General features: G+C 43.7%; 18 protein-coding genes and 1 other annotated feature. Of the genes, 14 read left to right on the top strand and 4 right to left on the bottom strand.

Annotated features, from left to right (window positions below; translation table 11 throughout):
* Positions 1-103 precede the first annotated feature (103 nt).
* The 4 genes from QYG89_RS03325 to QYG89_RS03310 all read left to right on the top strand — a co-directional run bounded on the left by QYG89_RS03325 (position 104) and on the right by QYG89_RS03310 (position 6,370).
* Positions 104-4,057, top strand: coding sequence for a tetratricopeptide repeat protein (locus QYG89_RS03325; protein ID WP_404314507.1), 3,954 nt, complete (start codon positions 104-106; stop codon positions 4,055-4,057).
* Positions 4,058-4,257: 200 nt separating this feature from the next.
* The gene (locus QYG89_RS03320; RefSeq protein WP_404314505.1) at positions 4,258-5,076 is read left to right on the top strand and encodes a basic amino acid ABC transporter substrate-binding protein; all 819 of its coding nucleotides are present in this window, start codon (positions 4,258-4,260) and stop codon (positions 5,074-5,076) included.
* 41 nt (positions 5,077-5,117) lie between these two features.
* Positions 5,118-6,062, top strand: coding sequence for a homocysteine S-methyltransferase (mmuM, locus tag QYG89_RS03315; RefSeq protein WP_404314503.1), 945 nt, complete (start codon positions 5,118-5,120; stop codon positions 6,060-6,062).
* A gap of 122 nt (positions 6,063-6,184) precedes the next feature.
* Positions 6,185-6,370, top strand: a complete 186-nt coding sequence (locus tag QYG89_RS03310) for an H-type small acid-soluble spore protein (RefSeq protein ID WP_404314501.1) — start codon at positions 6,185-6,187, stop codon at positions 6,368-6,370.
* A gap of 149 nt (positions 6,371-6,519) precedes the next feature.
* On the opposite strand, the gene QYG89_RS03305 is transcribed toward QYG89_RS03310, so the two are convergent.
* On the bottom strand, positions 6,520-7,476 hold the full coding sequence (locus tag QYG89_RS03305) for a TIGR01212 family radical SAM protein (protein ID WP_404314499.1): 957 nt from the start codon (positions 7,474-7,476) through the stop codon (positions 6,520-6,522).
* Between the two features lie 202 nt (positions 7,477-7,678).
* On the opposite strand from QYG89_RS03305, the gene QYG89_RS03300 reads away from it, so the two are divergent.
* From QYG89_RS03300 to QYG89_RS03285, 4 genes are all read left to right on the top strand, one after another.
* Entirely contained in the window at positions 7,679-8,875 is a 1,197-nt protein-coding gene (locus QYG89_RS03300) for an MDR family MFS transporter (RefSeq protein ID WP_404314497.1), read from the top strand.
* Between the two features lie 50 nt (positions 8,876-8,925).
* Positions 8,926-9,146: a binding site (T-box leader), on the top strand.
* Positions 9,147-9,192: 46 nt separating this feature from the next.
* The gene (gene leuS, locus QYG89_RS03295; RefSeq protein WP_404314495.1) at positions 9,193-11,604 is read left to right on the top strand and encodes a leucine--tRNA ligase; all 2,412 of its coding nucleotides are present in this window, start codon (positions 9,193-9,195) and stop codon (positions 11,602-11,604) included.
* Positions 11,605-11,621: 17 nt separating this feature from the next.
* Positions 11,622-11,927: a rhodanese-like domain-containing protein gene (locus tag QYG89_RS03290; protein WP_404314493.1), complete on the top strand. Its 306-nt coding sequence runs from the start codon at positions 11,622-11,624 to the stop codon at positions 11,925-11,927.
* Between the two features lie 227 nt (positions 11,928-12,154).
* Entirely contained in the window at positions 12,155-12,310 is a 156-nt protein-coding gene (locus QYG89_RS03285) for a YpzG family protein (protein WP_404314491.1), read from the top strand.
* 38 nt (positions 12,311-12,348) lie between these two features.
* Here the strand turns inward: QYG89_RS03285 and QYG89_RS03280 are convergent, their stop codons facing one another.
* A complete protein-coding gene (locus tag QYG89_RS03280) occupies positions 12,349-13,602 on the bottom strand; it encodes a BaiN/RdsA family NAD(P)/FAD-dependent oxidoreductase (protein ID WP_404314489.1) in 1,254 nt (417 codons plus the stop codon).
* 135 nt (positions 13,603-13,737) lie between these two features.
* Here QYG89_RS03280 and QYG89_RS03275 point away from each other — a divergent pair, with 135 nt between their 5' ends.
* The 3 genes from QYG89_RS03275 to QYG89_RS03265 all read left to right on the top strand — a co-directional run bounded on the left by QYG89_RS03275 (position 13,738) and on the right by QYG89_RS03265 (position 17,153).
* Positions 13,738-15,357, top strand: a complete 1,620-nt coding sequence (locus QYG89_RS03275; RefSeq protein ID WP_404314487.1) for a putative polysaccharide biosynthesis protein — start codon at positions 13,738-13,740, stop codon at positions 15,355-15,357.
* A gap of 163 nt (positions 15,358-15,520) precedes the next feature.
* Positions 15,521-16,426, top strand: coding sequence for a DMT family transporter (locus QYG89_RS03270; RefSeq protein WP_404314485.1), 906 nt, complete (start codon positions 15,521-15,523; stop codon positions 16,424-16,426).
* A 19-nt stretch (positions 16,427-16,445) separates the two neighbouring features.
* Positions 16,446-17,153: a pseudouridine synthase gene (locus tag QYG89_RS03265; RefSeq protein WP_404314638.1), complete on the top strand. Its 708-nt coding sequence runs from the start codon at positions 16,446-16,448 to the stop codon at positions 17,151-17,153.
* Between the two features lie 45 nt (positions 17,154-17,198).
* Here QYG89_RS03265 and QYG89_RS03260 read toward each other — a convergent pair whose 3' ends face one another.
* Positions 17,199-17,420 carry a DeoR family transcriptional regulator gene (locus QYG89_RS03260; protein WP_404314483.1) on the bottom strand — a complete coding sequence of 74 codons (222 nt, stop codon included), beginning with the start codon at positions 17,418-17,420 and terminating at the stop codon, positions 17,199-17,201.
* Positions 17,421-17,721: 301 nt separating this feature from the next.
* Between QYG89_RS03260 and pepV the strand changes: the two genes are divergently transcribed.
* Complete coding sequence (gene pepV / locus QYG89_RS03255; protein ID WP_404314481.1) at positions 17,722-19,146, top strand: dipeptidase PepV; 1,425 nt, start codon at positions 17,722-17,724, stop codon at positions 19,144-19,146.
* Positions 19,147-19,225: 79 nt separating this feature from the next.
* Here the strand turns inward: pepV and cysK are convergent, their stop codons facing one another.
* Positions 19,226-20,155 carry a cysteine synthase A gene (cysK, locus tag QYG89_RS03250; protein ID WP_404314479.1) on the bottom strand — a complete coding sequence of 310 codons (930 nt, stop codon included), beginning with the start codon at positions 20,153-20,155 and terminating at the stop codon, positions 19,226-19,228.
* A 160-nt stretch (positions 20,156-20,315) separates the two neighbouring features.
* Here cysK and thpR point away from each other — a divergent pair, with 160 nt between their 5' ends.
* Complete coding sequence (gene thpR / locus QYG89_RS03245) at positions 20,316-20,870, top strand: RNA 2',3'-cyclic phosphodiesterase (protein ID WP_404314477.1); 555 nt, start codon at positions 20,316-20,318, stop codon at positions 20,868-20,870.
* A 6-nt stretch (positions 20,871-20,876) separates the two neighbouring features.
* Positions 20,877-21,854 carry a nuclease-related domain-containing protein gene (locus QYG89_RS03240; protein WP_404314475.1) on the top strand — a complete coding sequence of 326 codons (978 nt, stop codon included), beginning with the start codon at positions 20,877-20,879 and terminating at the stop codon, positions 21,852-21,854.
* Positions 21,855-22,174 lie beyond the last annotated feature (320 nt).

The raw sequence follows: 22,174 nt of genomic DNA, 5'->3' as shown, positions 1-22,174 counted from the left end.
CATTCTTGATCATTATACTTAAAATGTGTCATTGTTGGTATAATCGACGTAATCAATAGAATAGTAGTAATAGGAAAAAAACAAAAAGAAAGGGCGTTGCTTTTTGAATACAGTAATAACGAAGCCGTCCCAAATTAAGACTGTGTCACAACTCATCGATACCATTGGGCAGCTTTGGACGTTAAAATCATATAAAGCTGTACGTGAGTGGCTCAAGCAAGTGGAGTCAGAGAATGAGTATTATCGGTTAATCCGGCTGGCAGATGCCGGTGCAATGTATGCCTATAGCACGTTTTTGGCTTCTATGGCGAATAAGCAGTTTCAATCGGTCCGAACGTTTTCATGGTATTGCTACAATTTACTCGACCAAGGCAGGAGCTTAGAGGCTGAAACGAAAATGAAGCAGCGTTTATTTGATGAAGATGTCGCTTCATTGACAATCGAAGAAAAAAAATCGGCCTATCTTTTGCTTGTAAAGGCACTTTGTCAGCTGCACCGCTATCGGGAAGCCATGGAATATATCTGCCTGATCGAAGAAGCAGGCGGTTTTCTTTCACCCGACCAAACAGCTGATTTTTATATGGAAACAAATGATTGGGTCCGTGCCCAACAAGAGGTGAAAAAGGGGCTCGATTTGTCATTTGATGAGCGCGGCGATGCGAGCTGGCTCGTCTATGCAGATCTTTTATCAAGACAAGGAAGCCACGAAGCAGCGCTGCAAGTGCTGCAAAAGGGAGCAGGTCAGTTTCCAGGACACCCCGTGTTCCAACTTGAACAAATGCGCATTTTTCATCTCCTCGGCAATTTTCAGGAGATTCTTGATCGCTTTGAGCGTTTGAATAAGGAAAATCCTTTTCATGTGAATGTCGACTATTTTATTTATTTGAAAGCAGAAGCTCTTTATCGGCTTGGGAAATGGGACGAGCTGCAAAAGTGGATTATAGAACATAATGCCGTTTTAAACAAGACAGTATTTAGTGAGCGGACGATTCATCCAAATGGTGCTTATCGGGAATTAGCTATTCAGCCGATTCGTCAAAAGTTGAATTACTGTGTACCAGCAGCGCTTTCGATGATTCTGCAAGCGGCGGGACAAACAGTGTCACAAGATGAAATTGCCCAGCACGTTTTCGATGTGACTGGATCAAAGCTGACGACGGCCATTGATTACATGGCATCTCTCGGGTTTTCATCAGCCTTTTTCAAAGGAACGATCGAGTTGTACAAACATTTCATTCATGCGGGCTATCCAGTCATGCTTGATCTGTTGATTGAAAACAGTTCACACGTTCAGCTCGTTGTCGGTTACGATGACCGGCTCGGCGTGCTGCTCGTGCAAGACCCGAATGAGCTGGAGGTCTTAATGGTTCCTTATGAAGAAGCAGCCCACACGTACCGGCTGAAGGATCAATTATCGATCGTATTCGTTCAGGAGGAAAAAAAAGCGCTGCTTGCCTGCTTAAATGAACAGGATCATCAGTTTTTTCAACGACTTTTTCTCTACTTAGACAAGCTGGAGCAAGAGACGGATGATCTGTTGGATGAGTTCCTTGCTTATTTAGTGGAAAACGATCAGGAGATATTTGCGTCGATTATCGGGTTAACGAGGATTCAGCATGCAAAAGCTAAATCGCTGCTTAACAAATGGATTGATCATGTGACAGAGCGGTTTGGAGAAGCGGATGAAGAAGCACGGCTTCTCATTGCTCATTCTTATTACATGCATGAGCAGACGGGCGAGGAATTTCAGCGGGTGATGAATGGGGTGAAGAGGAAAAATGCTTACGCTTATTTCCTCCTTGGTGTAGTAGACTATCAGAATGATCAAACCGAGCAAGCGATTTTGCACTTAAAGCGATCGCTTGAAAAAGATCCATTTCAACCATCCGCTTATGCGTATTTAGCACGATGCTATGCTGATTTTTCGCAGTTTCAGCTGGCACAGCAGTGGGCGCTCGTTGCACTTGAACAGGCAGAAACAGATGAATTTATCCGTTCCACTTATGCGGTCATTTTGTTTGAGTCAGGAGCGATTCAGGAAGCGCTGTCTATCTTTGAAGAGTTATCTGAAGACTATCCAGATGATCATTACTACGTGTATGAAATTGGTCATTGTTACATGGAAATGAGAGATAAACGAGCGGTTCAATGGTTAAAGCGTGCAATCGAGATGAATCCAGCTGTTCCCTATCCATATTTGCGTATTGCTGAAATTCGTATGAGCGAAGAAAAGTGGGAACGAGCGGAAGCGTATTTACGTATCGGAGCAGAGGATGCTGTGCCGGAAGAGGAAACGGGCCTTCTTTGGCTGCATGTCGGTCATACAAGAATGGGACGGGAGATGTACGATCACGCAGAAGAAGCTTATAAGCGGGCCGTTCAGCTTGATACCGATGGAGAACTGCTGGCGGTTGTGTACGAGGCACAGTCGATAATTAAACAAGGAGATTGGCAGCGGGCAGAACAAGCCATTCACTGTTACGCTGAGCCTTCTGAAAATCCGGATATGTATGTACGGGCTGGCGCGATGATGATTGAAGAAGCGGACGGAGACAGAGAACAGGAAATCGGCTTTGACTTTATGGAAGCGGGCCTTCTAGAAGGAGGCGGATTGGCGGAGCATGTTTCGATGTATGTCGATTATGTGGAAGATACGCCATTTATTCATCGTGCATTAGCATTTTTACAAAAGCTTCGTGCCCGCTATCCGTTAAGTGATCTTTACTGCTATGAAGCGATTTTTCATGAACAGCTGGAGAATGTGACACTTGCTGAAAGGCTTTTACTAGAGGCAGCGGCACTTGATAATGAGAGCACGTTTCCGCATTACCGTCTCGGCAAACTGTACCGGACGTTAGAAGAATACACCTCTGCCGAGCATCATTTACTCGAATGCTTGACGATTGATCCCGATTTTACAGCTGCTCATGAGGAACTGGCGTACGTGTATGAAGAAATGGACAGCATCGACAAGGCGAAAAAGCATCGATTCCGCGTATTTGAGATAATGCCGCAAACATGTGATGTTGAGCAATTAGCAGAATGGATGTCTTCTCCTGATGAGCGGAAAAAATTGCAGCATCACCTCGAATATCTACAAGGGACGATCGATGAAGAATGGCGGCTTCAAGCGTTGAGTGAAGTGCTGGAGATTGAAGAAGCGGTCGGCCTGCTGGAAAAAGAGGAATCAGCTGAACTAAAAGCTAAACTAGCGGCGTTGTATGCCCGAAGCGGGCGGGAAAAAGATGCGCTGGCCTTAATGGAAATACTCATTCAAGAAGAACCGGACAATGAAGGGCTATATGGGGCATGGATGGAAGCTCTTTACCATTCTAAGAAACTTCTCAAAATCGAAAAAATCATTAAACAGATGGAACTGTCATCGAAAGACGCAGCAGCTGTCTATAGAAACAGCGGCAATGCCCTTATTCCTTATGTGGATGAAGAAGTGGAGAAAGAGAAGAGCGGATTGTGGAAAAAAATCACTGGAGGATTAAAAACAATTGGCTTGATTGGCGCGGTTGCTGCTTTATACGAAAAAGCAATTGAATTAGATCCCGATCATCCTCAAAGCTACGACCGGCTGGCCTCCTTTTACGTAGAGAGGGATGTGGCAGATGATGCGGTGAAGGTGCTGAAACGTTATCTCTCCCGCTGTGAAGATGACAATTTGCGTTTTAAAGCAGCAGCCATAGCGCTGGGCTATGGAACAGAAACAGGAAAAGAAAAGTACATGAAAGAAGCGCAGGAACATCTTCTTTTATTAAAGGAACGCCATCCGTCTGATGGAGAGGTCCGGGAAATGCTGGCCGATTCTTTTCTATTCCTTGGCCAGCTGGAGGATGCACTGGCAGGATATGAAGAACTTATTAAAGGAGCCCCATATAAAAAAGAGGGCTATATTGGAAGAATACTCGTGCATCTTGAAATGGAGCAGCCGCAAGAAGCAAAATGGCATTTAGATCGGATACCAGAACAAATGCGGGAGTGTGTGAATAGACGATTAGAAGAAATAGCCAAGGACAATCCAGAGGTTGCAGAATGGCTTAAAGTATAGTGAGAAAAAGACCGGCTGCTCGTGTGCCGGTCTTTTTCTGTGGTGACAGCAGCTGTTTGCAGACAGAAATAGATAAAAAATTAATCTTTGAAAAAAATGTAGAGCCATGTATTATTAAGCTTGTGTGGTTTTTAGAATAATCGCTCAATTGTAAAATTTGCATTTTAATTTTTATTACAGCAGTTTTAGGAGGAAGATTTATGAGAAAGCGCGTGAGTAAAGGGATTTTAGCATTAGGTATGGCAAGTTTATTAGCTTTCGTCTCAGCTTGTGGACAAGAAAAAACAGAAACAGGCAGTGAAGATGCGAAAGAGAAGGTAATCGTAGGGACTGATGCAGCTTATGCACCGTTTACCTATATGGATAAAGGGAAGATTGTCGGTTTCGATATTGACGTTGTAGATGCCGTTATGAAAGAAGCTGGTTATGAATATGAAGTGAAAAATATGGGATGGGATGCCCTGTTTGAAGGGACACGCCAGGGCAGCCAACTTGATATGGCAGTCTGTGCGATTACAGTGAACGATGAACGTAAACAAACATTTGATTTTTCATCTCCATATTATCAATCTACGCATATGATTATGACGAAAGAAGATGCTGCGGTTCAAAATGCGAATGATTTAAAAGGCTTAACAGTAGGGGTGTTAAATGGCTCAACGGGTCAAATGGCAGCAGAACAGATCTTAGGGAAAAATAATCCCGATATTAAAAAGTACGAAAGCGATGTAGTATCTATTATGTCGTTGAAAAATGGTGCTGTTGAAGCAGTGATCGCTGATAATACGGTCATCAATGAATATTTGAAAAATAATCCGAAAGAACATTTCAAAACGTTTGAAGACCACAAGAATTTTGATGCAGAATTTTATGGATTGATGCTGCCTAAAGACAGTGAATTAACGGCTAAAGTTGATCAGGCGCTTAAAGAGGTTATTGCAAATGGGACGTATAGTAAAATATATGAAAAATGGATGGGAACAAAACCTAACATAGAAGCATTGCAAGCAGCAAAATAGTTACTGATAGGAAGAATAGCACAATGACTGGAGGGACGACAATGAATCCTATAGACAATATTTTAAAGGCATTTCCAATGATCGTACTAGATGGGGCGATGGCTACTGAGCTTGAACGCCATGGCTGTGATTTGAACAATAGTCTTTGGTCAGCTAAAGTGCTGATGGAGAACCCGGAGATCATTAAGCAAGTGCATATGGATTATTTTAATGCTGGTGCTGATTGTGCGATCACAGCTAGTTATCAAGCGACAATCGAAGGTTTTGCCCAACATGGATTGTGCAAAGAGGAAACGTTACATCTCATTCAGGAATCTGTTCGAATAGCTCGGGACGCACGAGATGAATTTTGGAATAACCTTGAACATCAGGGGAATCGTCCGAAACCGATTATAGCGGCTTCAGTAGGCCCTTATGGTGCATTTCTTGCGGATGGTTCGGAATATCGAGGAGATTATACAGTTACAGAAGATGAGTTAATAGCCTTTCATAGATGGCGTATGAAAGCATTAATTGATGCAGGGGCGGAAGTGCTGGCATGTGAAACGATCCCTAATATGCTGGAAGCTAAAGCTATCGTTAGATTATTAGAAGAAGAATTCCCAGGGACATATGCGTGGATTAGTTTTAGTGCAAAGGATGAAAGCCGTATTAGCAGCGGAATTCCTATCGGTGAGTGTGCAGCGTGGCTGGATGCGCACGAACAAGTGGCTGCGATCGGAATAAACTGCACATCACCTGAATACATATCGCCGCTAATTAAAGAAACAGTTCAACATACAAAAAAGCCCATCATCGTTTATCCGAACTTAGGGGAGATATACGATGCCTCGACGAAAACCTGGTCCGGAGCTCCAGCAAGAGAATCTTATGAAAGCCGTATTCAAGAATGGTACGAGTGCGGCGCCCGATTGATCGGTGGATGCTGTCGAACAAAACCAGAAAATATAAAAACTATCTCTGAATGGTCAAGGCGGGATAGGTGATAGGTCAAAAGAGATCGGTTTCAATGCTGTAAAGCAGCAGAGCCGGTCTTTTTTGCTTTGGTGTATAAAATGAACTTACCTTCACAAAATAAACCGATCACACGATTTGGGAGGTAAGCGTAATGGATGTAAAACGTGCAAAGCAAATTTTTTCTTCATCGGCAGATATTGATGTAACATTCCAAGGTACTTCTGTCTGGATTGATGAGCTGCATGAAGATGAGAAAATGGCCACTGTTCATTTACGAGGACCGTTAGAGGAAAGAACACAGGTCGCCATTGCGGATTTAGTTGAGGAAGAGAAATAATATAGGAAGAGGCCGCATCTAAAAGTTGTTTTGTTATCAACTTTTGGATGCGGCCTTTTTGTTTAGTTATGTGAATGATTATTGGCGATTGGAGCGGAGGGAGAGAGTCCTCATTGGAAATCAACAGGCAGGTTGAACATAGCCTTTATTTACACGATGGGACAGCTATATTTTTTCCCCTGCCAGCTGTTTCGCCGCTTCAGTTCAGCATCAATAGCATTCAGCACGTCCCATTTATTTACGCTCCACATCGGTCCGATCATTAAGTTGATGGGACCGTCGCCGGTGATGCGGTGGATGATCATGTCCGGCGGTAAGATTTCTAACTGATCACAAACGAGATGGACATAATCCTCGAACGATAAAAATTCAAGCAGCCCTTTTTCATATTGCTTGACCATTGGCGTGCCTTTTAATAAGTGAAGCAAATGGATTTTAATTCCTTGCACGTCAAGCTTAGCGACCGCCTGAGCGGTTTCCATCATCATTGCTGGTGTCTCGAGCGGCAGGCCGTTAATAATATGGGAACAAATACGGATGCCGTGTTTGCGTAACTTTTCTACGCCTTGTTCATAGGATGGAAAGTCATGTGCACGGTTAATGAGATTGGCTGTTTTTTCGTGAACGGTCTGTAATCCAAGTTCAACCCATAAATACGTTCTTTCATTCAATTGGGCCAAGTAGTCAACGACGTCATCTGGAAGGCAGTCCGGACGTGTAGCAATTGACAAGCCGACGACCCCTTCTTGATGTAAGACTGTTTCATATTTTTCCCGCAGTACATCTACAGGGGCGTGTGTATTTGTATACGCTTGAAAATACGCCATGTATTTGCCATCTTTCCATTTACGATGCATCTTTCCTTTTATATCGTTAAACTGTTTGACAAGATCATCCGCACGGCTGCCGGCAAAGTCTCCGGAACCGGCTGCACTGCAAAATGTACATCCTCCGAATGCTACAGTGCCGTCGCGATTGGGGCAGTCAAAACCTCCGTCTAATGCGACTTTAAACACTTTATGTCCGAAATGACTTCGTAAATGGTAATTCCATGTATGATAACGTTTATGATCGCTTGCATAGGGAAACGGATTGAGTGTCATCAATGTCATCCTCTCTTTCAAACTACAGGCAGAAGCTGCAGCATAAAGAAAATTTTATCATGAATGAGCGGAAGATGGCGAATCTAATTGAAGGCAGAAGTATTCAGAATTTTAAGTTCGGAAAACAGCTTGAAACAATTGGGTATGCGTTCTAAAATAATATTTTGGAAATCGAAATAATTGGCTGAAAAGGAAGGGATGCAATATGCCAAAAGCCGTTTGGCTGTTAGTGATCGGCATGGTGATTAATGTGACAGGCACTTCGTTTTTATGGCCGCTTAATACTATCTATATACACGGAGAATTAGGTAAATCCTTGTCTGTTGCAGGGATTGTTTTAATGTTGAATGCTGGTGCAACGGTTGTCGGTAACTTGCTCGGAGGAGGACTGTTTGACCGGCTCGGCGGCTACCGCACGATTTTGCTTGGTGCGGGGGTGAACCTGTTTGCGATGGCTGGCATGACGATATGGCATGGCTGGCCCCACTATGTCATCTTCTTGACGATTGTTGGTTTCGGCTCGGGAGTTGTTTTCCCAGCAGTATATGCCTTGGTCGGTGCTGTTTGGCCTAAAGGGGGCCGCCGGGCATTTAATGCGATCTACATTTCGCAAAATGCGGGTGTTGCGATCGGCTCGTCTTTAGGCGGTTTTGTTGCATCCTTTTCATTTAATTATATTTTTGCCGCGAACTTCATTATGTTTGCCGCGTTCTTTTTACTGTCTGTGTTTGGCTATCGTCATATGGCAGGCGTGACTGGTGCTCAGATGAATGTATTTTCGGAAAATGGAGGAGTGCGCAGCCGCAGCAAGCTGACAGCTCTGTTGATTTTATGTACGGCGTATATGCTGTGCTGGGTCGGCTACGTGCAGTGGATGTCAACGATTGCGAGTTATACACAGGAAGTAAATATTAGCTTAAAGCAGTACAGCTTCTTGTGGACAGTGAACGGAGTGCTCATTGTGTTTGGACAGCCGCTCGTTAATTTCTTCGTTCGAACATTCCAGGACAATATGAAAAAGCAAATTTTGATTGGGATTTGCATATTCATCGTGTCATTTGGCATTACAGCATTTACCGACGGATTTAAAGGGTTTTTAGCTGCAATGATTATTTTAACGATCGGTGAAATGTTTGTCTGGCCGGCGGTGCCGACGGTGGCTAGTCAATTGTCACCGAAAGGAAGAGAAGGGTTTTATCAGGGGATTGTAAACAGCACAGCGACAGCGGGGCGGATGTTCGGCCCGGTGCTCGGCGGGATATTAGTGGATGTGTACGGCATGACAGTGCTATTTATCACACTTATTGCATTTTTACTGATTGGCATTGTATTGACACTCGTTTATGAACGTCCTCTAAAAAAAGAAAAAGACGATTCAGTACCTTCCATATCTTCTCTTTAAGCTTGCAACTGCGGGAGATTTTGTCTAAAATAGTCGTAGATTGAATAAGCTAAAAGATGATGACGAGGAGTAGTAGTGGCTATTTTCGGAATAAGAGAGCTGGCGGAAGGTGCAAGCCAGCCCGGAACACCATGAACTCGCCTTTGGAATTGCAGATGTGAACAGTCATAAGTAATATCTGCCGCTGATCTGCGTTAAAGACGTAAAGCAGAGTGCTTAATGGAAGCACTAATCTGGGTGGTACCGCGGGAACTATACTCTCGTCCCAATTATGGGGCGGGAGTTTTTTAATATTTCATTAGGAAAGGGTGTTACATATGAGTTTCAATCATCAGAAGATTGAACAAAAATGGCAGACATACTGGGAAGAAAACAAAACATTTAAGACAGCAGAGAAGGAAGATCAGCCAAAATTTTACGCACTGGATATGTTCCCTTATCCTTCAGGTGCCGGCCTTCATGTTGGCCATCCGGAAGGATATACAGCAACAGATATTTTATCGCGTATGAAACGGATGCAAGGCTATAATGTTCTCCACCCAATGGGCTGGGATGCCTTTGGCTTACCGGCAGAGCAATACGCGCTTGATACCGGCAACGATCCGGCGGAATTTACTGAACAAAACATTAATAACTTCCGCCGCCAAATTAAGTCGCTCGGCTTTTCTTACGATTGGGACCGGGAAATTAATACGACGGATCCAGAGTATTATAAATGGACGCAGTGGATTTTTCTCCAGCTTTATAAAAAAGGCCTCGCTTATGTCGATGAAGTAGCGGTGAACTGGTGTCCAGCACTCGGTACCGTTCTTGCTAATGAAGAAGTCATTGATGGAAAAAGTGAACGCGGCGGCCATCCAGTTGAACGACGTCCGATGAAGCAATGGATCTTAAAAATTACTGAATATGCCGATCGTTTACTGGAAGATTTAGAAGAGCTTGATTGGCCGGAAAGCATTAAAGATATGCAGCGTAACTGGATCGGCCGTTCAGAAGGAGCAGAAGTCACATTTGCGATTGATGGGCATGAGGAAACATTTACTGTGTTTACAACACGTCCAGATACACTTTTTGGAGCTACATATGCGGTTTTAGCGCCTGAGCATCCATTTGTAGAAAAAATTACGACAGATGAACAAAAAGAAGAAGTTGCCCGTTATTTAGATAAAATTAAGTCGAAAAGTGATCTTGAACGCACAGATTTGGCGAAGGAAAAAACAGGCGTGTTCACTGGTGCATATGCGATCAATCCGGTAAACGGAGTAAATATGCCGATTTGGATTGCAGACTACGTCCTCATGAGTTACGGAACAGGTGCTATTATGGCCGTGCCGGCGCACGATGAACGTGACTATGAGTTCGCGCAGACATTCCATTTGCCGATTAAAGAGGTCGTTGCCGGCGGCGATATCGAGAAAGAAGCGTACATAGGTGACGGCGAACATGTTAACTCTGGCTTTTTAGACGGAATGAATAAAGAAGACGCGATTACAGCGATGATTAACTGGCTTGAGGAAAAAAAGCTGGGTACGAAAAAAGTAACGTATCGTCTGCGTGACTGGCTGTTCAGCCGCCAGCGTTACTGGGGAGAACCGATTCCAATTATCCATTGGGAAGATGGTACAATGAGCCCAGTGCCGGAAGAGGAACTGCCGCTTATGCTGCCGGTTACAACTGAAATTAGACCGAGTGGAACGGGCGAATCACCACTTGCTAACATCGCTGAGTGGGTAAATGTAACAGACCCAGTAACAGGGAAAAAAGGCCGCCGGGAAACGAATACGATGCCACAATGGGCGGGAAGCTGCTGGTATTATTTACGCTTTATTGACGCCCACAATAGTGAAGCGCTTGCTGATCCTGATAAATTGAAGGAATGGCTGCCTGTAGATATTTACATCGGCGGAGCAGAACATGCCGTTCTTCACTTGTTGTATGCACGTTTCTGGCATAAAGTGCTGTACGATATCGGTGTTGTTCATACGAAAGAGCCGTTCCAGAAGCTGTTTAACCAAGGAATGATCCTTGGTGAAAATAACGAAAAAATGAGTAAATCAAAGGGCAATGTCGTTAATCCTGATGAAATCGTAGAAAGCCATGGAGCAGATACACTGCGCCTATATGAAATGTTTATGGGGCCTCTTGATGCTTCTATTGCTTGGTCAACAACCGGCTTAGATGGTGCGCGCCGTTTCCTTGACCGTATTTGGCGCTTGTTCGTGCAAGAAACGGGCGAATTAAGTGAAAAAATTACGGACTCTGGCAATGAACTGGAGAAGGTATATCATCAAACAGTGAAAAAAGTGACAGAAGACTATGAGCATTTACGTTTTAATACCGCCATTTCACAAATGATGGTGTTCATCAATGAAGCGTATAAAGCAGCTACACTCCCGAAAGAATATGTGGAAGGGTTTGTGAAGCTTCTTTCTCCAATCGCACCGCACATCTCTGAAGAATTATGGGAGAAACTTGGTCAGCAAGAAACAATCAGCTATCAGGCATGGCCGACGTTTGATGAATCGAAGCTTGTTGATAATGAAGTGGAAATTGTCGTTCAAGTAAATGGAAAAATGAAAGCAAAACTAATGGTGCCTAAAGAAGCGACGAAAGAAGAAACAGAACAAATCGCCATGGATGAAGAAAAGGTACAAGAGCAAATCACAGGCAAAACGATTCGCAAAGTTATTGTTGTACCAGGAAAGCTTGTGAACATTGTAGCCAACTAACAGAAAGGATGTTATATATGGAACGAATTCCTGAAATTACACCAGAAGAAGTGAAACAAAAATTAGCCAACGGTGAAAAACTAGAGCTTGTTGATGTGCGAGAAGACGATGAAGTAGCCGAAGGGAAAATCCCTGAAGCGAAGCACATCGTCATGGGAACGATCCCAGAACATCTCGATCAATTTGACAAAGAAAAAGAATATATTTTCGTCTGCCGCTCCGGCCGCCGCAGTGAAAACGTCTGCTACTACATGCGCGACCAAGGCTTTAAAGTCCGTAATATGACAGGCGGCATGCTTGAATGGACTGGTGAAACAAAATAAATAGATAGGCTGTTCCCTGATAAAAGGAAGATGTCATGCATCCCAATAAAGATATTATCAATAAAAGTGAGGATATCATGAGTCGCAGAGGGAATATCAAGAATCACAACTAATATCCAAAAAATGAGCAAGAAAAGAAATGATAGTTTCATTCGTTTTCACACATACTAAAACGGATATTCAACAAATGAATATCCGTTTTCAAAAATTCCGGTGAGGTGAGCCTAATGACCAAAAAAGCGTATTTAGATCCGAAATCTCAGAAGATTCACCATAATTGGACGAGACCGAAACGTACAAATTCGCAAGTGAATGGGCATACAGAAATGACGCTGCGCACAATGCTGAATAAAAGTGTCTCGAACGAAAACCGGTTTTGTTAATGAATGAAAAGCAGGGGAAGTGTTTCCCTTGCTTTTTTCTATTGTGCCGCATTTAGGCCAGCGAGTCGGCCTGTAATGAGGGCGGAAGTGATGTTGTAGCCGCCTGTATAGCCGTGGATATCAAGCACTTCTCCACAAAAAAACAAGCCAGGCATTTTCTTTGAAGCCATTCTTTTTGGATCAATCTCTTTCACAGAAACACCGCCGCCGGTGACAAATGCTTTTTCGAGCGGCAGTGTACCGTTGACGGAAAAGCGGAATTGCTTGCATAAATGAGCAAACTGGCGGGCTTTTTCTGCGCTGATGTTACTGCATGGCGTGTCTTCATCGATACCAGCCTGCTCAAGTAAAAACAATAAATAACGTTCTGGCAATAGACCCTTGAAGCTATTTTTAACGGCTTTTTTCGGATGGTCAGCGAGAAGTCCGCGAATTTCACTGAAAAGTTGTTCTTCATTTTTCTCCGGCAGGCTGTCAATGGCCATGAACACTTCATTTGTTTTGCTTTTTTTCAATGCTTTCACGACAAATTGACTGCAGCGGAGAACAGCAGGTCCCGATACACCGAAATGAGTGAAAATCATGTCCATGTGGTGAGTGATGATTGGTTTTCCTTTTGAATTCAATACACTAAGGGCCACATCGCGAAGCGACAGTCCCTGTAGCTTCTTTTCTTTAATAAATGGTTCATTGGACGTTACTGGAACTTCTGTTGGATAAAGTTCTGTTACCGTATGTCCAGCTTTTTCTGCCCATGGATAGGCATCCCCGGTTGAGCCGGTATGAGGAACGGAACTGCCGCCTGCAGCAACAACGACGGAACGGCTGTGGATGGACTGGCCGTCGCGTAATAAGATACCTGCTATGTGTTCATCTTCAATTAGCAGATCACCTACAGCTGTATTCACTCGAATGTCAACATGCAATTCCGAAATCCGGTGAAGCAATGCATCGACAACTGACTGGGCTTTGTCGGTTACAGGAAACATCCGTCCATGGTCTTCTTCTTTCAGTTCGATGCCAAGGCCTTCAAAAAAACGAATGATGTCTTCATTATTAAAAATGGAAAAGGCACTATATAGAAAACGTCCGTTGCCCGGGATATGTTTAATGATTTCATCGACCGGCAGACGGTTGGTCACGTTGCAGCGGCCGCCGCCTGATATGGCAAGTTTGCGTCCGAGTTTGTTTCCTTTATCGACGAGCAATACACGCGCGCCCTGTTCACCGGCTGCAATAGCAGCCATTAAACCGGATGGACCGCCTCCGATCACTATTACATCGTATTCCATTAATAACTCCTTCTTTCTTGAACAATTCTATTCATAGTAGATGATTTCTTTCATGCTTGTCAATGAACAGAAAAAAGAGGTAAACTGATTTTTAGTGTTTGTATTTATTTTAGAGGAACGGAAAGGGAATTTTTTATGTCTTCAAAGCTGATTAGGGGAACATTCATTTTAACGTTGGGGACATTTATCTCCAAATTTCTTGGCTTGTTTTATGTCATACCGTTTTATTCCATTGTCGGTGAGGAAGCAACGTCACTTTATCAATATGGCTACGTGCCATATACGATCTTCATAAGTATAGCGACCGCTGGTGTGCCGCTTGCTGTTTCTAAGTTTATTGCCAAATATAATGCACTCGGTGAGTATGCTGTTGGCCGCCGGCTGTTTAAATCGGGTCTAATGATCATGTCGGTGACAGGATTTCTTTCATTTCTCATCATGTACATCTGTGCTCCAGCCTTTGCCAACATGATGATCGTTGATGAAAAACAAATTTATACACAGGAAGAAGTGGCTTATGTTATCCGTGCTGTCAGCTTTGCGCTGATTATTGTTCCGTTTATGAGTTTAATGCGCGGTTTTTTTCAAGGACATCAGTCGATGGGACCATCTGCTGTTTCGCAAGTTGTCGAGCAGATTGCACGTATTATCTTTTTGTTAGCGGGAGCATATCTTGTATTGAATGTAATGAACGGAACGGTCGTAGAGGCGATCGGTGTGGCCACGTTTGCAGCCTTTGTTGGAGCAGTGTTCGGCTTGCTCGTTTTATTGTGGTATTGGAAAAAGCGGAAAAAGCATTTGGATGAACTGCTTGAGAAAGATACAGGCAGCGTTCAAGTTTCACTCGTCGATATTTACAGAGAAATTGTCGTTTATGCGATTCCGTTTATTTTTGTCGGCATTGCGATTCCGCTTTATCAGCTTATTGATACGGTCACCTTTAACCGGGCAATGGCCGCCATTGGCCAGGCGGAAATATCAGATACCGTATTTGGAATTGTCAATTTTAGTACGCAGAAAATTGTTATTATCCCTGTTTCGCTGGCGACCGCTTTTGCGATGACACTTGTACCGCTCGTTACAAGTTCTTTCGTATCGGGAGAACCAGGGAAAGTTAAAAAACAGCTTGATCAGACGTTCCAAGTGCTGCTATTTTTAACGGTTCCTGCAGTCGTTGGTATTATGCTGCTGGCGGAACCATTTTATACAGCATTTTATGAATATAGCGAACTTGGCACAGCGATTTTACGGACGTATGCGCCTGTTGCGATTTTATTTGCTTTATTCACTGTAACGGCTGCCATTTTGCAAGGGATCAATGAGCAGCGCTTTACAGTGTTCAGCCTACTAGTCGGGATTTTATTAAAATTATCGCTAAATATCCCGCTTATTAAACTATTTCAAGGAGAAGGAGCGATTTATGCGACAGCGATCGGCTATGGCGCATCGATCATCATTAATTTATTAGTGATTAGGCATTATGCCGGTTATTCACTTCGCTCCATTGGAGGAAAAATTAGTCAAATTGCGTTGTTCAACGTTATTATGGCGGCAGCTGTGTTTGCTGTATATTTCGCTATGCATCCGTTCTTTAGTATAGACAGCAAACTGCAAAGTACGCTTTTAATTGCGATTTGTGCCGTGATTGGCGCCGCTGTTTACTTTTATCTAAGCTTTAGAACGGGGCTTGCCAGTGCGTTATTTGGAACAAGACTTGATCGAATGAAAAATAAGTTTAGAAAAGCAAAAATATAATGATTCATTAGAACAAGGGGCCGTCCTAAAACCAAAGTGTCAGACCCCACATCGACAATATATTGTGTATTCAAAGGATAAACATCCGCTATATACAGCGTATTGAAGATGAGGTCAGACCCTTATGGGACAGTCCTTTTTCTGTTAAAGGGAGGAAAGGAAGATGGAAGGTGCCGTCGCTTATCAATCAAGAACAAAAGGGATGGTTATGGTACTAGCCAGTGCCTTGTTTTGGGGTGCATCGGGTGTAATTGCACAATTTCTGTTTCAACAGCAGGGGATTGGCGTAGAATGGCTCGTTACAGTCCGGCTGCTAGTTGCGGGCCTGCTTTTACTTGCATTTTCAGCAGTAAAAGAAAAGAAACCTATTTTCGATATTTGGAAAGATCGGTTTAGCTGGCCGTCGTTGATTCTGTTCAGCTTGTTTGGAATGATTGGTGTACAGTATACATTTTTTTCAGCCATCCAGCATGGAAACGCAGCAACAGCAACGGTTTTACAATATTTAGCTCCTGTATTAATTGTTTTATATCTCGCTATCCGTTCGAAAGCGCGTCCGGCTTCAAAAGAAATTATCGCTGTTCTTTTATCGGTATTAGGTACTTTTTTTCTCGTAACGGGTGGCAATCCGAACGAATTGGCGATTTCCGGACAGGCTTTATTTTGGGGGCTCAGTTCATCGATCGCCCTTGCTATTTACACTCTGCAGCCGCTTAAACTGTTACAAAGATGGGGATCGATTCTGATCGTCGGCTGGGGAATGACAGTGGCTGGTGTCGGCTTTACCTTCGTTCACCCGCCATGGAAATTTGAAGGAACCTATTCTTTGGCAGCGTTGGCTGGAGTCAGCTTTGTCATTATTTTTGGCACGCTGCTTTCTTTTTACTTATACTCAGAAAGCTTGAATTATTTGCGCGCATCAGAAACGAGCCTGCTTGCTTGTGCAGAACCGCTGTCTGCTGTCTTTTTATCGGTGTTCTTGCTCCGTGTTCCATTCGGCTTCGGGGAATGGTTTGGTACGGCTTGTATCATCATAACAGTGTTAATATTGTCGCGGGAAAAGAAATAAAGAGGAGCGAGGAATGAAGATGAGAATTGATAAATTGCTGGCCAATATCGGACATGGCAGCCGTAAGGAAGTAAAACAGTTACTAAAAACCGGAGCCGTGGAAGTCAATGGGGAAGTAGTGAGAGACGCAAAGCAGCACGTGGATCCTGCGAATGATCTTATTATGCTTCATGGCGAAGAAGTGTATTATCGGGAGTTTATTTATTTAATGATGAATAAGCCTCCAGGCGTTATTTCAGCAACCGAAGATACAAGAGATGAAACGGTTGTAGATTTGCTGGAAACAGACCACGCTGTGTTTAAGCCGTTCCCAGTTGGCCGGCTTGATAAGGATACGGAAGGTTTGCTTTTATTGACAAATGACGGCGTGCTGGCCCATCAGCTGCTGTCGCCCAAGAAGCACGTGCCAAAAACGTATTTTGCGGTAATCGACGGAGAAGTGACGGAAGAAGACGCAGCTGCTTTTCAAAAAGGAGTCACGCTTGACGACGGATACGTAACGAAACCGGGGCAGCTGGAAATTTTAAAAAGCGGCCTGCGTTCAGACATTGAGCTGACGATCACAGAAGGAAAATTCCATCAAGTCAAGAGAATGTTTGAAGCAGTCGGAAAAAGAGTCGTTTACTTGCAGCGGATCTCTATGGGACCGCTTCAGCTCGATGAAGAATTAGAACTCGGGGAATACCGGGAATTAACTGAAGAAGAAGTAGCTCTGTTAAAAGGATGAGCGAACAAAACAAAAAGGCCCCTGCCAATGAAGCGGGGGCTTCGTCTATGAAGTCATTCGAACTTTTTTTTGTGTCGTTGTCCACTTGCCGCGGCTTGGGCTGATCACCAAGTCGTTGTAAGCTAACACATTCAAATCTCTTTGAATGGTGCGAGGAGTGATACCAAATTCATCTACAATTTCCTGAGTCGAAACAGTCCCATTTTCCTTAATAAACAGATAGACTGATTTGATCCGATTTAGCATCCGATTTGTTGAAGGTTTCAAAAAACCACTCCCTCATCTTTTTTCACAGAGGCAATACAACAGACGACGGTATGTTGAGAAGGGCTGCGCTTCTCGTTTGGATATGTAACTGATGGAACGCAGACAACTCCTTTACTCAGTTGTATAAGATGTCTGACAATTACATTTTACCCTATTTATATTTATATATCTAGAAAAAATGCTTAGATTAACGGAATTTTACATATTATTTACTTTTTTTATGAAATAGAAAAGGGTTATGTATTCTTTTTCTACTACAAACTGGGTAAAATGAAGAAAAAGACAGACAGGGGGAAGTGTAATGAAAGAAATAAACTGGAAATCAGAAGTGGAAAAGCGGCAGGAGAGTTTGCTGCACGATTTACAGTCATTGATAGCTATTCCAAGTGTGCTTGATGAAGAGCATGCGTCACCAGCAGCCCCACTTGGCGAAGGGGTCAAAGCAGCTCTTGATTTTATGTTGGATCTTGGAGAAAAAGATGGATTTATTGGAAAAAATATAGACAATTTAGCTGGCCATCTTGAATTTGGTTCGGGGGAAGAGCTTATTGGTGTGCTGTGCCACGTAGATGTTGTGCCAGAAGGCGACGGCTGGACGGTGGAGCCATTTGGCGGTGAAATCAGAGATGACAAAATCTTCGGACGCGGGGCGATTGATGATAAAGGACCAACGATGGCTGCCTATTATGCGATGAAAATTATTAAAGAGCTGGACCTTCCTTTACATAAGCGGGTGCGGATGATCATCGGAACCGATGAAGAGAGTAACTGGCGCTGTGTCGACCGTTATTTTGAAAAGGAGGAAATGCCGTCTGTCGGTTTCGCACCGGATGCAGATTTTCCCATTATTTATGCTGAAAAAGGGATCGCTGATTTTGATATCATCCAGAAATTGGATGAACCGATTAAGCGCTGTGCAGCGGACGTCATTGTCCATTCTTTTGAATCAGGCAGAAGGTATAACATGGTGCCAGATTATGCGAAAGCGGCCGTAACGGTAAACCGCGGGCAGACGGAGATTCTCCAGAGTTATAAGGCATTCATTGATAAGAATAGGCTGACTGGCCAATTTCACATCGATAATGGACAGCTTATTTTAGAATTAAAAGGTGTGTCTGCTCACGGCATGGAGCCGGATCTTGGGAAAAATGCCGGTCTTTATTTAGCCAAGTTTTTAGCGGAGCGACAGCTCGATGAAAAAGCAGCCCGCTTCTTGCAATGGACGAGTGAATGTTTATTCGAAGAATCCCGGGGGCAAAAGTTAGGGGTAGCCTACAATGATGATATCACCGGAGACTTGACGATCAATGTAGGCAAGCTGTCGTTTACTGAGGAGGCTGGCGGCCGGTTAGGAATCAATATGCGTTATCCAGTCACATTCCCGCTGGAAGAGAAAAAAGCAGCATTGACAGTGAAACTTGCAGAAGAAAAGTTCCAAATCGACAACTTTTCTGATAGCCCGCCGCATCATGTGGACAAAGATCATCCATTTATCCAAACGCTGTCCAAAGTGTATGAAGAGCAAACAGGAGAAAAAGCTGAATTGCTTTCAATTGGCGGCGGCACATATGCCCGCAGTTTAAAAACAGGTGTCGCATTTGGCGCGCTGTTCCCGGAACGGGAGGATGTGGCTCACCAAAAACATGAATATATGTTTATTGAGGATCTGTTGAAAGCAACAGCGATTTATGCACAAGCTATTTGGGAACTTGCCGGGAAAAAATAAGCCGCAGAACTTCGTGTGATGTTACCGGTCAACCACTGATAAGAAAAACGCCCTTCCTCAAAATGGAAGGGCGTTTTTCTTATGATTGAAACAAATCACTTGATAAGTAACGTTCGCCAGTGTCGCAGATAATGCAGACGACGACATCATCTTTCGTTAGCGTTTTTGCCGTTTGGATCGCTGCATAGCAGGCCGCACCTGAAGATGGGCCGACGAGAATGCCTTCTTCGCGGGCAAGGCGTCGGACAGTTTCGTAAGCATCTTCATCCTCAATCTTATAAATATAATCGTATACATCTTCATTTAGTGTATTTGGAATAAATCCGGGACTCGTGCCGACGAGCTTGTGTTTGCCAGGCTTGCCTCCTGATAAGACAGGAGAACCAGCAGGCTCTACGACGTGAACTTTTAGTCCAGGAACGTGTTCTTTTAACACTTCGCCTGTACCAGTAATGGTGCCGCCTGTGCCTGCAGTGGCGACGAAAGCACCGAGATTTTTGCCGATTTGCTTGACGCCGTCTAAAATCTCAAGAGCTGTTGTTTTCCGGTGCGCATTTGGATTTGCCTGATTGTCAAATTGCATCGGTATAAAGCTATTAGGAATCTCTTTAGCCAGCTCCTCTGCCTTTTTGATGGCCCCCGGCATTTTTTCGTCACCTGGTGTCAAGACCACCTCTGCACCGTATGCTTTTAATAAATTAATCCGCTCTTTTGTCATTGTATCAGGCATGACTAGAATCGCTTTATAGCCTCTAGCAGCCGCATTCATTGCGAGGCCGATACCGGTATTGCCGCTCGTAGGTTCAATAATGGTAGCGCCCGGTTTTAGCAAGCCTTCTTTTTCCGCTTCTACAATCATATTGAAGGCAGCGCGGTCTTTTACACTCTTGCTCGGGTTAAAAAATTCCAGTTTTAAATATACGTCCGCCCCATGTTCAGGATTTAGGCGGTTTAATTTTAAGAGGGGTGTGTCTCCGATTAATTCAGCAATGTTGTTGACCGTTTTCACTCTCGTTCATCCTTCCATCGTTTTTCTTACTTCTATTAATATCATATTAATTCGGATTAATCCAATCAATACAAAGTGAAATGATTATTTTTTCGATTTGTGAAACACCTCCGCCGTTTGATAAAATAGAAGGAAAATGCACGATAAAGGAGCCGCTGACATGAGAAGCAATCATTATTTTTTTGCCCTTCCTTTGCCGCTTGAGTTAAAATTACATCTTCATCAAATGGTGCAGCAGCAACAATTGCCATTCGCCCGTTTTGTTCATGAAGAGGACTTGCATTTAACGTTAGCTTTTTTAGGGGCAGCAGAAGAAGAACAGCTGCAAACAGCCCTTCAGCTTGTTGCTTTATCTGTACAAGACGTTGAAGCGTTTCCGCTTGTGATCGATTCTTTCGGCACGTTTGGCAAAAAGGATGAGCCGCGTATTTTTTGGATGGGGGTAAAAGCGGAGGAACGCTTGAATGAATTGCAATCGGTGGTGAGCCATGCCTGCCGAAAAGCAGGGTTTACACTTGATAATAAGCCGTTTCGGCCGCATATTACGCTGGCTAGAAAATGGAAGGGAGAGGCTGCATTTCAACTGCCGCATATAAGTGTAAATCAAAAATTTTTAGCGGAATCGGTCATTCTTTACGAAACTTATCTCGATCAGAGTCCGAAATATAAAATGAGGAACAGAATGAAACTTCATAAATGTGAAGGAAAGGAATAAAAAGAGATGGCACAGTTGATTAAGCTGCAGGATTACATATCTAGGTATGAAACAGACATTTATCATTATCCTGCTCGTTTTGTTCGATTGAAAAAGCAGCAATGGGAGAGCATGCGGCAATATTGGGAACGAAATCGTCTAGGGGAAGAGCCCGCTGTTGTTTCAGCTGAAGAGCCGGAAGAGGAGCTTGACGAGCCGGGGGTGATAAAAAAGCTGAAATTGCTTTTTTGGAAGGAAAAGGAAGAGGAGGCCGCTTCTGTTCAAGAAGAGGAACCGTCTATATTTGAAACCATTGAATTGAATGGGGTCGCTAATTTAGAAGAACTAAAGCACAAATTTCTTGATCAGCTTTTTACATTTCAAGTAAAATGGGCAAGTTCCACTGTACGTGAAAAGTCCTATATTGATGCCAAGTATTTTCACGATGAACGGCTGAAATTTTTTTTACAGAGGCTTCCAGACAACTACTTGGTGTTATATGAGCCTGTACTCCGATTGAAGAAGGCGCCGGTAGAGCTTGATGTGATTTTGTTGACACCGACAGAGGCGTGGTGTCTAACATTTCTAGAAGAAGAAGAGCAGTCTGTCTATATTGGATCGGGTGAGCGTTTTTGGATGAAGAGAAGCGGGGAAAAGGAGGGGCGGCTGTTGAGTCCGGTACTTGCTGTCAGTCGGATGGAGGCGGTGCTGAAACATTTGTTTCAGCAGCAAACACTGGATTACCCTATTAGAAAAGCGATTGTTTCCCGTAATGGTTTTATCGATTACCCGGATGCGCCATTTGGACTGGAAGTCATTGATTATCGATCATTTCCGACGTGGTTTACCCGCATGAGAAACTTATCTTCTCCATTAAAGACGATTCAATTGAAGGCCGCAAAAAGCGTGCTGGATTTCGGGCAGACAACGAGTGTCCGCCGTCCGGAATGGGATGAGGATCACGATTTTCTGTTCATAAGTGAGACCGAGGAGCAGGAACATTAACGGAAACATCCCCTGTTCCTCGGGGCAATGCACGAAATACCTAGCGGAACGCGGTGGTTCGTGATAAAATACTAAATAACTTTTAAGATGAGCACGTAGATGGCGGCTCAGGAGATGCAGTCTGCCATAATGCGAAGATAGAGCTGTCTCATAAGGGATTGACCTCACTCTCCATACATCGTATATAGCGGATGCGAATCCTTTGAATATGCAATAGATTGTTGATGTGGGGTTTGACACTTTATTTAGGCAGCCCTGTCTTTTTTAATGAATGGCTATGTTAAAGACTATTGTTGATTGGAGCGAGAAGCGAGTGCCCC

The organism is Bacillus lumedeiriae (assembly GCF_044891285.1).
GTDB lineage: Bacteria > Bacillota > Bacilli > Bacillales > Domibacillaceae > Pseudobacillus > Pseudobacillus lumedeiriae.
The sequence above is the reverse complement of the archived record's forward strand: the minus strand, read 5'-3'. Positions and strand labels throughout refer to the sequence as shown.

Coding starts and splice junctions, on each gene's coding strand:
- QYG89_RS03280 (WP_404314489.1), bottom strand. CDS start 13,602: ATGGAATACGATGTAATAGTGATCGGAGGCGGTCCATCCGGTTTAATG.
- QYG89_RS03285 (WP_404314491.1), top strand. CDS start 12,155: ATGACCAAAAAAGCGTATTTAGATCCGAAATCTCAGAAGATTCACCAT.
- QYG89_RS03300 (WP_404314497.1), top strand. CDS start 7,679: ATGCCAAAAGCCGTTTGGCTGTTAGTGATCGGCATGGTGATTAATGTG.
- QYG89_RS03310 (WP_404314501.1), top strand. CDS start 6,185: ATGGATGTAAAACGTGCAAAGCAAATTTTTTCTTCATCGGCAGATATT.
- QYG89_RS03270 (WP_404314485.1), top strand. CDS start 15,521: ATGGAAGGTGCCGTCGCTTATCAATCAAGAACAAAAGGGATGGTTATG.
- leuS (WP_404314495.1), top strand. CDS start 9,193: ATGAGTTTCAATCATCAGAAGATTGAACAAAAATGGCAGACATACTGG.
- QYG89_RS03240 (WP_404314475.1), top strand. CDS start 20,877: ATGGCACAGTTGATTAAGCTGCAGGATTACATATCTAGGTATGAAACA.
- QYG89_RS03320 (WP_404314505.1), top strand. CDS start 4,258: ATGAGAAAGCGCGTGAGTAAAGGGATTTTAGCATTAGGTATGGCAAGT.
- QYG89_RS03275 (WP_404314487.1), top strand. CDS start 13,738: ATGTCTTCAAAGCTGATTAGGGGAACATTCATTTTAACGTTGGGGACA.
- QYG89_RS03265 (WP_404314638.1), top strand. CDS start 16,446: ATGAGAATTGATAAATTGCTGGCCAATATCGGACATGGCAGCCGTAAG.
- thpR (WP_404314477.1), top strand. CDS start 20,316: ATGAGAAGCAATCATTATTTTTTTGCCCTTCCTTTGCCGCTTGAGTTA.
- pepV (WP_404314481.1), top strand. CDS start 17,722: ATGAAAGAAATAAACTGGAAATCAGAAGTGGAAAAGCGGCAGGAGAGT.
- QYG89_RS03290 (WP_404314493.1), top strand. CDS start 11,622: ATGGAACGAATTCCTGAAATTACACCAGAAGAAGTGAAACAAAAATTA.
- mmuM (WP_404314503.1), top strand. CDS start 5,118: ATGAATCCTATAGACAATATTTTAAAGGCATTTCCAATGATCGTACTA.